The organism is Flavihumibacter rivuli (genome assembly GCF_018595685.2).
In the GTDB taxonomy this organism is placed as follows: Bacteria; Bacteroidota; Bacteroidia; order Chitinophagales; family Chitinophagaceae; genus Flavihumibacter; species Flavihumibacter rivuli.
On the sequence record NZ_CP092334.1, the window covers coordinates 2,542,831 to 2,557,137 of the forward strand.

At 48.0% G+C, this 14,307-nt stretch carries 7 protein-coding genes; 2 read left to right on the forward strand and 5 right to left on the reverse strand.

Going from position 1 to position 14,307, the window contains the following annotated elements:
* Positions 1-86: 86 nt before the first annotated feature.
* Positions 87-1,637, forward strand: a complete 1,551-nt coding sequence (locus KJS94_RS10915; protein WP_214448731.1) for an Rne/Rng family ribonuclease — start codon at positions 87-89, stop codon at positions 1,635-1,637.
* 154 nt (positions 1,638-1,791) lie between these two features.
* On the opposite strand, the gene KJS94_RS10920 is transcribed toward KJS94_RS10915, so the two are convergent.
* From KJS94_RS10920 to KJS94_RS10940, 5 genes are all read right to left on the reverse strand, one after another.
* Entirely contained in the window at positions 1,792-3,144 is a 1,353-nt protein-coding gene (locus tag KJS94_RS10920) for a RagB/SusD family nutrient uptake outer membrane protein (protein WP_214448730.1), read from the reverse strand.
* Between the two features lie 16 nt (positions 3,145-3,160).
* Complete coding sequence (locus tag KJS94_RS10925; protein WP_239804136.1) at positions 3,161-6,211, reverse strand: SusC/RagA family TonB-linked outer membrane protein; 3,051 nt, start codon at positions 6,209-6,211, stop codon at positions 3,161-3,163.
* Positions 6,212-6,534: 323 nt separating this feature from the next.
* On the reverse strand, positions 6,535-8,166 hold the full coding sequence (locus KJS94_RS10930) for a RagB/SusD family nutrient uptake outer membrane protein (protein WP_214448729.1): 1,632 nt from the start codon (positions 8,164-8,166) through the stop codon (positions 6,535-6,537).
* 17 nt (positions 8,167-8,183) lie between these two features.
* Positions 8,184-11,381, reverse strand: a complete 3,198-nt coding sequence (locus tag KJS94_RS10935; RefSeq protein ID WP_214448728.1) for a SusC/RagA family TonB-linked outer membrane protein — start codon at positions 11,379-11,381, stop codon at positions 8,184-8,186.
* 361 nt (positions 11,382-11,742) lie between these two features.
* Positions 11,743-12,429: a zinc metallopeptidase gene (locus tag KJS94_RS10940; RefSeq protein WP_239804137.1), complete on the reverse strand. Its 687-nt coding sequence runs from the start codon at positions 12,427-12,429 to the stop codon at positions 11,743-11,745.
* 480 nt (positions 12,430-12,909) lie between these two features.
* Here KJS94_RS10940 and radA point away from each other — a divergent pair, with 480 nt between their 5' ends.
* Positions 12,910-14,280, forward strand: a complete 1,371-nt coding sequence (gene radA, locus KJS94_RS10945) for a DNA repair protein RadA (RefSeq protein ID WP_214448727.1) — start codon at positions 12,910-12,912, stop codon at positions 14,278-14,280.
* Positions 14,281-14,307: the final 27 nt, after the last annotated feature.

Below are 14,307 nucleotides of genomic sequence, written 5' to 3' on the forward strand. Positions count from 1 at the left end.
TGCTAAAACCGGATACCGGACAAGTACAGACCTCTTCAGCGCTTTTCCTTTTGGTGAGATTGGACTGATTGTAAAAGAATTATCGATTGAACAAGGAATTAATTATTAACTCGGCACCACAGGGTGTTGAGATTGCATTGCTGGAAGACAAAAAGCTGGTGGAACTGCATAATGAAAAAGCAGATGCCAGTTTTGCGGTCGGAGACCTCTACCTAGGAAAGGTTAGAAAGCTCATTCCCGGTTTGAATGCTGCATTTGTTGATGTAGGATTCGAAAAGGATGCTTTTTTGCATTATACCGACCTTAGCCCTTACGCCAAGTCCCTCCTCAAGTTCACCCAGCAATCCATCAGCGACAATAGCCCGGAAGGTTTCGACTTCGGAAAGTTCGAGGTAGAGCCCGAGATCATCAAGACAGGTAAGATCAATGAAGTATTAGGGGGCAAACCTAATATCCTCGTACAGATCCTTAAGGAGCCTATTGCTGCCAAGGGACCGCGACTGAGTTGCGAGATCTCCCTGCCCGGCCGTTTCGTTGTGATCACCCCCTTCAATGATGTGGTGGCCGTCTCCAGGAAGATCCATTCATCCGATGAGCGCAAACGCCTCCAGCGCATCATCGAATCCATCAAGCCCAAGAACTTCGGTGTAATTGTCCGTACGGCCGCTGAAGGCAAGAATACGGCTGAATTGCACGAGGACCTGAAGGCATTGGTAGATACCTGGGCAGCCATCCAACGCAACCTGAAAAGCTCACAGGCCCCGGCCAAGATATTGAGTGAACAAACCAAGACCACCAGTATCCTCCGCGACCTGCTGAACGAGGATTTCAACCGCATCGTGGTGAACGACAGGAATATCTACAACGATACCAAGAGTTATATCCAGCGGATCGCCCCGGACAAAACCGATATTGTTTCCTATTACCACAATGGCTCGCCCATTTTTGACCAGTATGGGGTAACCAAGCAAGTCAAGGCTGCCTTTGGTAAAACGGTCAACCTGCCCAGCGGCGCCTACCTCATCATTGAGCATACGGAAGCACTTCATGTGATCGACGTAAATAGTGGCTATAAGAGTGTAAGCAATAACCAGGAGCAGAACGCCCTGGAGACCAACCTGGAGGCTGCAGAAGAGATCGCCAGGCAGTTGAGGCTGAGGGACCTTGGTGGTATCATCGTGGTGGATTTCATTGATATGAAGCTGCCGGAGAACAAGAAGCGCCTGGCCGATGCCATGGAGCAGTTCATGAAGCCCGACAGGGCCAAGCATGCCGTACTGCCCATTTCAAAATTCGGCCTGATGCAGATCACCCGCCAGCGCATGAAGCCCGAGATCAACATCAATACCATGGAGGTTTGCCCCAGTTGCCATGGTACGGGAAAGATCTCCTCTACCCTTGTCCTGGAAGATGAGATCGAAAAGAACCTCAATTACCTCATTACCCATAGCCATAGCAACCTTACCGTGGCTGTGCATCCCATCCTTTATGCCTACCTGACCAAGGGCTGGATCTTCAGCAAGCTTTGGAAATGGAGAAGGGCATTCAAGCAAAAGATCAAATTGGTTGCCAATACCAATTACCACCTTACAGAGTTCCATTTCTTCGATGCCCACGAGGAAGAGATCAAGCTCTAAGGTTATACCATCCAAGATTATTTCAAAGGCCACTCCTAGCAGTGGCCTTTGCTTTTCCAGATGATCCCGTTCAATGAAAAATATAAGTTGCCTTCCTAAAACAAAAGCGCCACTTCAATGAAGTGGCGCTTTGATATGAATTTGATCACTATGATCAGTAACCTGGGTTTTGCTGCAATGCACCATTGGCGTTGATCTCACGCTGCGGGATTGGCATCACCAGTTTATCAGCATCATAAGCGAAACCATCAGTGGTCTGCTTCAGGCGCTTGATGTCATGGATACGCTGGCCTTCATGTGCCAGTTCGAGCCTGCGCTCCAGCAGGATATCATCGAGGGTGGGGGCAGCAATAGCTGCAACACCAGCGCGCTCACGGATCTTCTTGATGTCGTTGGCAGGAGAGTCTCCTACAGCAGTACCTAACCTGCTATTACCCTCAGCCCTTATGAGATACAACTCACTCAGACGGAGAATGGGCAAGTTCTTGTACTGGAGTTTCCATTTTCCACTACGGAATACATTCTGTGCATCCAGGTAGAAAAGCTTTCTGCGTTCGTCATTGGCGCTATACAGGCTAAGATGGGCAGCTTGTACTGAAACGTCACCATCACGACCACCAAACTGGGGGATAGACCAGTAGAGGTGCATGTTGTTGGCACCATCCTGTGGGTTAACAATAATGGTGAAGAGGTCTTCAGTGGAAGGTGCAGAGTTGTTGAACAATGCATCATAGCTATTGGTCTGGGCAAAGCCATTGCTTCCGGCCCAGGAGATACCCCTGTTTGCGGCATCCCTTGCTTCCTGGTAACGTCCCATCAGAAGGTAGGCCCTTGCCAGTTGACCTGCAGCTGCACCCTTATTAGCATAGGGGGCGTTCTTGCCGGCATTGGCCAGCAAGGTTTCTGCCTGGGTCAGGTCGTTGATGATCTGGGTATAGGTTTCTTCCAGGGTATTCCTCGCCTTGAAACTACCTTCATTGATCTCGCGGGTAGGCTCAGTATAGATCGGCAAACCGAGATTGGCTGCAGTGTTACCGGCTGAATAAGGCTTTGCAAACAGCTTTACCAGTTCCATGTAAACGGAACCACGAATGAACAGTGCTTCACCCTGAACCCTGTTCTGATCAGCAGCATTTACCACACTAATGGCGCTCAGGATATTGTTGGCGATATTGATGGTACGGTAACCGTTCAGCCAGATATCACGAACATCAGAGTTAGTGGTCAGGAAACGCTTTTCGATGGCCTCACGTGGCTCATTGAAGGTACCCTCCCAACGGATCTCATCACCTGCACCCAGTAATTCAGAATAAAGCATCAGGTCACCGCCATAGAGGGAACCAGAACTGATGGCGTCATAAGCCCCGTTCAGCACCTTCTTCACGTTCGCATCTGAACTTAAGGCAACACCTTCTTCCAGTTCCTGCTCCGGCAGGATATCGAGTTGTTTAGCGCAGGAAGTCATCAACATCACCGCTGCGCCACATATTGCTAAGTATTTTTTCATTTTGGTAGTTTTTCAATTAAAAGCCAAGGTTAAGACCAACGGTAATAGACTTGATCTGCGGAGCAGCGTAGAAGTCTGAACCCTGGTTACGGTTACCGGCCCTGTAATCGGTGTTTACTTCAGGATCCCATCCGTCGTAGCTGGTGAAGGTAGCGAGGTTAACAGCAGTTACATAGAACCTTGCAGAACGCATCTTCAGTTTAGAAACAACATTACCGGGTAAGTTATAGGCAAGGGTAATATTCTTCAGGCGGATATAATCAGCATCCTGAACATAACGGCTGGAAGCACCAATACCGTTACCATAACCAAGGCGCAGCTGGGGAACCATGGTCTGGTCTCCAGGCTTCTGCCAACGGTTCAGTTGATCCAGTGTCTGGTTATCGAACCAGTCGAAGCTGGCAGACATGAAACCACCCGCACCATTCAGTACCTGGTTGCCGAACACACCCTGGAACAGGAAGTTCAGTTCGATACCCTTGAAGTTGATGGTGTTATTCAAACCAGCGATCACATCCGGGTTAGGATCACCCACTACGAAGTCAGCAGCAGCATTGTAATCATTAGTGGTTGACTTACCATCTTCCAGGTAATACAAGGCATCACCATTGTTTGGATCAGCACCGGCGAACTTAGGACCATAGAATACACCGATAGGCTGTCCCACGATCAGTGAGTTCAGGTAGCGGCCATCATTACCCGGGATGATGGTCTGGTCGCCATCCAACCTGGTGATCTGGTTCTTGTTCCTGGAGATGTTGAAGCTGGTATTCCAGGTGAAATTCTTCTTGGAGATGTTGGTAGTGTTCAAAACGAATTCGATACCCTTGTTTGACATGGCACCAACGTTGGTTACCTGGGTAGTGAAACCTGATGTACCAGGAACAGGTACAGCATAGATCAGGTCATTGGTCAAACGATCGTAGTAATCGATCTCACCACTGATACGGTTGTTCAGGAAACCGAAGTCCAGGCCAATATCAAACTGGCGAGACTTTTCCCAACCCAGTTCAGGGTTTGGCAACTGAATGGGAACCAGAGAAGACTGGTTGTTGTACTTGCTTGCACCATAAAGACCAAGTGCCGCAAAGTTTCCGAAACCATCAGCGTTACCTGCATTACCAACGCTGGCACGCAGCTTCAGGAAGCTGATCGTGTTAGAATTGGCAAGGAAGCTTTCTTCGCTCAGGATCCAACCCACAGACACTGCAGGGAAGAAACCATATTGGTTGTTCTTACCGAATCGGGAAGAACCATCATACCTGCCACTCACTGTCAACAAGTACTTATCGTTGAACTTGTAGTTGGCACGGGCAAAATAAGAAAGGAAAGAAGACTCGGTAACGGTGTTGGTACCACCAGTGATACGACCGGCACTGGCCAGGCGCTGAAGGTCTTCTACAGGGAAGTCTTCACCAAATACGCTGGTAAAATCAGTACGGTATTTCTGGAATGACATACCTACAGTTACATCGAGGTCATGCTTCTCACCAAACATCTTACGGTAGTTGAAGTAGTTGTTGGTGTTGTAGTTGGTCGTGCGGAACCAGTCGTTCTGGGCATAACCATTGGTAGGTCCACCTATGATGGTCTTGAAACCATTGAAGCGGTCATCGTTCTGGGTCAGCAGGTCCAGGCCAAACTCTGTACGGAACACCAGTCCTTCCATCAGTTTGTAGGAGGCAAAAGCACTTCCCAGGTTACGATAGGTAGTAGAGATATACTTTGAACCATCCAGTTCGATCAGCGGGTTATAGTAAGTGGTAACAGGACGATCGTACAGGTTACCATTCAGGTCATACACCGGGGTGATAGGGGCAAGGGCCACGATCTGCATCGGGGTATAGAACTGGTTATCATCGGCAACCCTGTTGGCCACAGTACGGGACAGACCCAGGTTGAAGCCGATCTTCAGGCGGTTGGTAGCGTCATGCTCCAGGTTAACGCGGCTGGAGATACGCTCGAAGTCGTTACCGAAGAGGATACCATCCTGCTTGTTGTAACCACCGCTCACATAGAACTTGGTCTTTTCATTACCACCGCTCAGGTTAAGGTCAATAAGGGTGGTGTTAGACTTTTCATTGAAAGCCAGTTTTTCCCAGTTGGTATTGGTTTCAAGCTTCCTCCAGTCAGACCAGCCAGAGTAACGGGTCAACCTTCTTTCAGCGAACTGCAACCATGAACCTGGGTATTGGGCTGGATCAGTTGGATCCACACCTTCAATATTATCACTATTGATAGCCGCTTCCCTAAGCAGGTTAACATATTGCTCCGCGTTCAGGAAACCACGGTAGTTGGTAGGATCATTCACACCATACTGCATGTTCACATTCAGGTTGGTCTTTCCAGCCTTACCACGCTTGGTAGTGATCAGTACCACACCGTTTGAGGCACGGGCACCATAGATCGCAGCAGAAGAAGCGTCCTTCAGGATCTCGAAAGACTCGATATCGTTGAAGTTGATATCTGAAAGAGGGTTACCTGATGAAGCACTGTTATTCACAGGGATACCATCGATAACATACAGGGGATCGTTTGAAGCAGATAATGAACCCGTACCACGGATCCTCACCTTAACACCTTCACCCACCTTACCGCTGTTAGATTCAACAAATACACCGGCGGCACGGCCCTGGAGGGCCTGGTTGAAGTTAGGAACAGGGGTGTTGGCTACTTCGGATCCTTTAACGCGGGCAACCACACCGGTCAGGTCGCGCTTGATCTTGGTACCATAACCTACCACTACCACTTCTGACAGGGAGGCATCTCCCACCTGCATTACCACGTTCACAACACTATTCACAGGCGTTTCTACCTGCTTATAGCCAACCGAAGAGATAACGAGGGTGGTAGCGTTCTCAGGTACAGACAGGCTGAAGCTACCGTCAGCCTGGGTAATTGTTGAAATAGTGGTTCCTTTCACTGTGATGGTAGCGCCTGATAAAGGTCCACCATCCTTTTGATCTGTGACCTTACCGGTGATTTGCCGGGTCTGGGCCTGAACAGTCATCACGGTGAGGAGCAGGAAACTCCACATTAAGCCCGTTAGTTTTTTCAATGCAGCCATAAAGATTTTTTATAAATGTGTGCCAAAGTTATTGTCGGTTAACATGATGTTAATTTCCGATTAATGGTATTATTAAAAGAAAATGTATTATTTTTTACACTTTTCAATATTTCATCAACCGTAAATCCCCAAAATTTTACCCGACAACCGCTCATTAACAAATATTTGACAACACAAAATCCCAAAATGCTGTTCGAAAAGAAAAAACCCCGGTAAGAATACCGGGGTCATCACACAGGAAATGTAATCCTCTATTTGAGAAAACACTGCATCATTGACCGGACCCTACTGGTCCGGAAACTGTTAGTTTAAGGTTCAGTGCATTAATACTTCTTGTTTACTACATCGGCACTACCCGCTGCAGGAGGATTGTAGGTCAGTTCGTTTCCTGGAACATCCCAATAATCCATATAGTTGTATTCGATCGTGGCATTGGTACTTACCACACCGGTGTTCTTAACGGCAACTGCTCCACTACGGCCAACACCCTTATCGATAACACCCCAGCGGCGTGCATCGTAGAAGGACAGACCACGGAAGGCAACCACGATACGACGTTCACGACGCAGTTCTTCCTGGGCTTGCGCCTTGGTCAAACCAGTACCGGCAACGGCAGCGAGACCGGCTCCCTGACGGGTACGGATGGCATCAATGATCTTGAGGCCATCTTCCACCTTATCGGTATTGATCAAAGCCTCGGCCTTCATCAGTTCGTTTTCTTCATAATCACCGGCAAGGTGCATTTCATATTCACCAGGAGCAGTATTAGCAAATACCACTACACCTGACATACCATTACCGCCGTTCAACAATGCCCAACGGGTAAAGTGGGCATTACCACGGTCAGCCTGGCCCAGGTAAGGAGTGGTCAGCTTAAGGTTATTCTCCTTACGCTTGTCACCATCCTTGAACTCCTGTGCCCAACGCTCACTCAGCTTATAGGTGTTGGTACCGGCGTTTGAACTCCATGTCTTACCGGCAACGAATGAACTGGCAGAGAATACGTCACCACGCTCGTCAACAGTACCGATGAAGATATTGTCAGATGAGGTCAGACCGTTATTGGCAAATGCCAGCACTGCGTTCCAGTCAGCAGCGGTCATATCCTTGCTGCGCTTGTTCACCATAAGGTTACGGGCCTTCATGGTATTCACGTTACGCTCCAACATTTCAGCTGATAAAGGACCTCCACTTCCGCCGAGGAAGAATTCAGGGATCAATTGAGCGGTAAAATCTGTGAAGTTACCGGCATTGGGAGCAGACTTGGCAGCGGCAATAGCCAGGTCAAACTCCTTGTTACCTTCTTCAACCATTTTGGTATTGGCAACATAGTTACCATTGGTTGCCAGGTATTCATCGATCAGCAGACCTGCGATATAAGTAGAACCGATACGGCTATAAGCAAATCCCTTCCACCAATGGGCAATGGCCTTAACGGCAGCCTTCTTGGATGCTGCATCACCGGAGAAGGTCACTTCATCTACCTTCTGCAACAGGAGGTTGGCAGAACCGATCAGGTTATACATATAAGCCCACTCATAATACAGGGTATTGTTTCCTGCCTGGGAGTTTACGTTAATGCTCCTGATCAAACCCACCTGGGTATTGGGGGAGTTGGGGTTGGCCACTACCTGGCCGTCATCATGCTTTACAGATTCAGGACAGCCGATCTGGTTCATGAAGGCGTTGGCCGCATCACAACCAACCACATCACCCATCATTTCATGGAAACCGGTAGCACCGGCCCAGAAGGGTCCGAATACACCATCGGTGTACTTGGCTGTACGGAAACCATTGATATAAACACCACCACGGGCGAACTGAACGATACCGGACTCAGTATTCACGGATTCCGGGCTCGGGTTATTTGGGTTAAGAAGTGCCAGGTCTTTTTTACAACTGCTTGCGCCCAGGACAGTTGCGGCAACTATTGCTAAATATGTTTTTTTCATCATTGTCTTCTAGTTTAAGATTAGAAACCCACATTCAGGCCAACCTGGTATGTCTTCAGGTTAGGAATGGTATTGTGATCCACCGCACGGTCCCATGAAGAGTTGATAGAACCTGAACTTACTTCCGGATCCATACCAGTATAGTTGGTCTTGGTCCAGAGGTTACGTCCTGTCAATACCAGCTGCAGGCGGGTGAAAGACTTCATCTTGAAGAACTTTGCGAAATCAAAGCCAATGTTCAGGTTACGCAGGCGCAGGAAGGTAGCATCTTCCATGAAGTAGCTCTTGGTACCGTTGGCACGACGCTCAGCGTATGCACCACGATAGAAGGCTGACCAAGCGGCTGTCTGGCCATCAATAGTGATCTCGTTATCATAGTCCTTATGGATACCATCACGGTACATCCACTGCTTGGTCTGGTTGTAGAGATAGCTCTTGTACACCCAGTCAAACTGGATACCGAATGTCAGGTAACCTTTGAAGTTGAAGTCGTTGATGAATGACATGTTGAACTTGGGGTTCGGGTCACCCAGAGGCATAGTAGTCGGGGTAACATAAGGTACGCGGCGTGCCTTATCTACTACATAACCATTGCTGGCCACTTCGTAGTTAGCCTGCTGGTCCTTTGGAATCCAGGGAGTACCGTCTGGCTTCAGTGCATTCACATCATTCAGGAAGAGGAAACCATAGATCTGGCCGATCTGCTCACCAGCCTTGATCACGTATTGGGTAGAACCGGCGTTAGAGGTCTTGATGATCTCAGCATCGCCCAGGATCTTGTCCACAATGGAGTTCTGCTTGCTGAACAGGGCAGTGAAGTTCCAGTTCAGGTCCTTGGTATTGTAAACACCCAGGTTCAAAGAGGCCTGGATACCATCAGACTTCAGCTCCATAGAGTTGGTCAGGATACGACCGGCACCAGTACTGGGGGCCACGTCAACCCTGTCGATAACGTCTTCAGAACGACGAGTCCAGTAGGTAACAGCCAGGTTCAGGTTACGGAACCAGTCACCCTTACCCAAACGGAAACCGAAGTCAGCACCGATCTCCAATTCCTTGGCCACCTCAACGCGCAGGTCGGGGTTAGCGTTGGATACTGGGGTTGACAGGTAGCTCTGGGTACCCATTACACCTGTAGAAAGTACAGGGAAACGATCGTATGCACCAGGCTGGATACCTGCTTCACCATAAGCAGCGCGGATCTTGAAGTCGGTCCAGGTATTGGCCAGCTTGCTGTTGGACCAGAAGTTCAGGCCGGAAAGCCTTACGTACGCATCCCCGCGAGGGAAGGTCTGGGGCTTAGAACCGCGACCGAAGGCAGATGAATAGTCAGAACGGAAACCAACGCTGGCACCAGCCCAATCAGACCAGTCAAAACGCTGGTTCACATAATAACCGTAGGTAGCAAACTCCTGAACGAAGTCACTAACGGTCTTGTACACACCCATGTTGGTAGCCCTGTATGGAGTGAAATCAGGAGCGTCACCGCCATAAGTAATGTATTGGTTGTAATCACGCTTACGATAGTCCCAACCTACCTGGGTAGTGGACATCAGCGGGAAGTTCATCTTGAAATCGTCCTCAAAATTGAACCTGATGGTAGCACTGGTGTTCAGGTTCTGGAAGGTAGTGATATACTGGCCCTGGTTGATCTCACCAGAAGCAGCATTCGCGTAAGCAGGATCATGGTAGCTAACCCTCGGAGAATAGTACTCAGCCTGGTATCCATAGAATTCAGCACCAACACTGTGCTGCTGGTCGTAGATCTGGTAACGGCTGTTCAGTTCACTGCGGTTGATACCATACTTGGCATCCAGTTCCACAAACTTAGGCAGCTTATAGTTCAGGTTGAAGCTCTGTACGATGTCGATGGTTTGGTCACGAACATCAGCGTTCTCCCTGATGTAGTTAAAGTTGTAGTGGTTAACACCCACCGCATCACCATAATAAGGAGAATAGAATCCAGCTGCATCCTTACGGGTGAAATCCGCGAAAGGACGGGCGTTGTTAATAGCGTAGAACATGTTACGGCCATCTGGATCCAACAAAGTACTGTTGGTGTAGATCAACTGGGTTGTGGTACGCAGACGCAGACCCTTGGCCAGTTCAGCACCCAGGTTTACAGTCAGGTTGGTACGGCTGAAATCACCATTGTCCTTGAAGACAGTCTTCTGGCGGTTGTCAGAAGCAATAATGTTGAAGTCGAACCTATCCTTTGACCCATTGATGCTAAGGGAGTTGTTGTAAGTTGTTCCATCTACAAAGAACATATCATAGTGGTCATACCACAGGAGGTTCTTGTTGTAGAAGTTCTCATACTTACTATCCTTGTTGATCAGGTTGAAGACAGGGTTGGTCAGGTAAGAACCGGTTTCTTCATCCCAGGAAAGAGGAGTACCGTTACCGGCAACCACTTCACCATTAGCGTTAACGCGGAAAGCGTGCTTCTTGGCTTTCTGCACACCACCAATGTTCAGCAATTGGTTTACAGCAACACTACTGTTGAAGTCAATGTTCACCTTTCCGGAACGACCCTTCTTGGTAAACAACTGGATTACACCGTTGGCACCCTGGGCACCATAGATAGAAGCAGCAGCAGGACCCTGAACCACTTCGATCCTCTCATAAGCAGAAAGGTCGAGCGACTCAAGACCGGTAGCATTAACTTCCACACCGTCCACCAGGATCATTGGGCGGGTACCACCATTGATGGAGTTGATACCACGCAACAGGATGTTTACAGGAGCACCGGGACTACCGTTAACAGAAGAGATCTGTGCACCGGCGATCTTACCTACCAGGGCACTACCTACGTCCGCGTTAACAGTCTGGGGAAGTTTATCGGCCGTAACGGATTCTACCGCGATAGCCAATTTTTTCTTTGTGGTACCAACACCGGTACCAGTAACCACTACTTCACTTAAAGCAGTGTTGGAAGTTCCCAGTACTACATTCAGGATGCTGCCTGAAGCAGTAACTGACTTGCTGTCAAAACCAATACTGGTAAAGTTTAAAACAGCGCCTTGCTGAACGCTGATCTTGAAATTACCATTTGCATCAGTAGAGGTACCTTTTTTGGTTGACCTCTCTGTTACGGAAACACCGGGAATGGGATTGCCTTTGTCATCCACCACTCGGCCGGTTACTTCCACTGTTTGAGCCACCGCTAACTGAAATACCATCAAAAGCATGGCCCCAAGGAAGAGCAGTCTTCTCATGAGCGTCGTGTGTTTTGGTTAAAAAATTAATGCCAATTATCTAGTTGGCACCTTTCAAATATAATTAAGAATCCATTAACACAATTTTCGCTGCATGAATTTTTCAAAATTTTTGCGGTATTTTCTACATTTTATGGTGATTATTCCGCAAGCAAAATCCTTTAAAACAGCACATACCTGCACTTTCTTACAAATTCCAGGAAACCTTGAATTTGCCATTCATCCTTTTTAATTTCTATTTAATGTTGATTATTAAGCTTTTTTGTAATTCCCATAGACTCACTGTTTAACCATCATTCGGGAGACGAAAAAAGCCGGCTTGAAAGCCGGCCTGCATAAAATCCAACATATATTTATTTTCTTAATCCCTGCTTCGGTTCTGGTAGATCAGGATGTACTGCACCAGGGTAACGATAGAGGCTACCGCCGCTACTACATAGGTCATGGCCGCCCATTTCAAGGCGTCTTTAGCCTTGGGGTGCTCCTCCTGGGTGGTGATCCCTGCCTGGTTCAACCATACCAGCGCCCTGCGGCTGGCGTCGAATTCCACCGGCAGGGTAATAAGGGAGAATAAGGTGGTCACTGCAAACAGGACGATACCTACCAATAGAAGCTTGGGGAAAGTATTGATCAACAATATCCCAGCCAGCAAAACCCATTGTACCAGGCCGGAACTAACCTGAACGGCCGGCACCAGCTTGCTCCTCATGGTCAGCCATGGGTAGGCCGTAGCATGCTGAACCGCATGGCCGCATTCATGGGCCGCAACGGCCGCCGCTGCCACATTCCTGCCCTCGTAGATCTCCTGGCTGAGGCTTACCGTTTTCGTCAATGGATTGTAATGGTCAGACAAAAACCCTTGAGCCATAACTACTTGTACATCGTAGATACCACATTCCCGGAGCATTTTCTCCGCCACTTCCCTGCCCGACAAACCCGAGCGCATGGGGGTTTCACTGTAACGCTTGATCTTGCTCCTCAATAGGAAAGAAACCAACATACTGATCCCCACGAAAACCAGGGAAACGAACATAATTGAAGGTGTCATAATTATAATACTATATTAGGTATACCAATATAACAAACCTGAAACCAAAAGGGATCATTTCCCCAAAATTTACCTGAATCCGGACTACAACCAGCCTTTTTGTCACTCCCCCTGAACATCACCGTTTTATGCTGTCAATTTTTCCTGATAGCCTCTCCCCGGGAACTTTTCCGATTTTTTATATGTTATTGATTTTCATTTATTTAAATAGTATTTTAGGGGGCCTATACCCTCGCCCGGACCGCCTCAAAAGTTATTCACAGGCCTAAAAAATTATTTTGAAATGTGCCCCATATTCGTAATTTAGTGCAAGAATTTAATGGGTTAGTAAGTAAAAGGTCAGCAGCAATGCTGGCCTTTTTACTTTTTAGGATCTACCACATTTATCCCCATTTCTTTTTTCCTTTTTTTCTTCCATTCGGGTTTTATCACGTGTCGTTGTTTTCCATTCTTTTTGATGCATGATGTTACCTTTAGCACATGAGTAAAACGAAAACCAGTTTTTTTTGTCAGCAATGTGGATATGAAAGCACAAAATGGTTAGGTAAATGTCCCGCATGCCAACAATGGAATACATTCGTTGAAGAGATACAACAGAAAGAAAAATCAAGACCCCTTCAACCCTGGCAACAGGATAATGATAATGGTCCTACTGGTGTTACCAGGTTAACCGACCTGAGCAGCAAACCTGAAACAAGATTACTTACCCCCGATGTTGAATTGAACAGGGTGTTGGGTGGCGGAATTGTTCCCGGCAGCATCATATTGGTTGCCGGCGAACCAGGCATTGGCAAATCAACCCTGTTCCTGCAATGTGGCCTTCAACTCCAGAACACGCTCACCTTATATGTTAGTGGGGAAGAAAGTGAGCAACAGATCAAGATGAGGGCCGACAGGCTTCCTTATAAGAGTGATAACTTTTACCTGCTCACAGAAACCAATACCCAAAGGATCTTCCAGGAAGTAAAAAAACTGAAACCGCAGTTGGTGATCATCGACTCCATCCAGACGCTCCATACTTCCCATATTGAATCCTCACCCGGTAGTGTTTCACAGATCAGGGAATGTACTGCAGAATGGCAACGCTTTGCAAAGGAAACCTCCACCCCAGTGATATTGATCGGCCATATCACCAAGGACGGCAGCATTGCGGGACCAAAGATCCTTGAACATATGGTGGATACTGTTCTGCAATTTGAGGGTGACAGGCATTATGCGTTCCGTATACTGAGGACCTTAAAGAACAGGTTTGGCAGCACCGCAGAACTGGGCATATACGAAATGACAGAGTCCGGCATGCGTGGTGTGTTGAACCCAAGTGATATCCTGCTCTCCCATAATGAAGAAAGGTTAAGTGGCACCGCTATTGCAGCCACCCTGGAAGGCATGCGGCCTTTACTCATAGAAGCACAGGCCCTGGTTACACAATCTGTTTATGGTACCCCGCAACGTACGGTGAGCGGGTTCGACCTCAGGCGACTCCAGTTACTACTGGCCGTATTGGAAAAACGCGGCGGTTTCCAGTTTGGCATGAAGGATGTCTTCCTGAATATTGCTGGGGGTTTGAAGGTAGAAGACCCTGCCATTGACCTCGCCATTCTTTGTTCGCTGCTAAGTTCCTACGATGACACCCCCATTCCTCCCACTATCGCCTTTGCCGGTGAGGTAGGACTAAGCGGTGAGATCAGGTCGGTCAACCGCATTGAACAACGGATAGCTGAAGCTGAAAAACTTGGACTGGAAAAAATGATCATCTCGCGCTACAACCAGAAAGGCTTGGCTAAGCTCTCCAGCAATATCGAGATCATTCCCGTTGCCAAAGTGGAAGATGTTTACCGCATCCTATTCTGATCCGGGTTATTTCACGGTATGACCGAC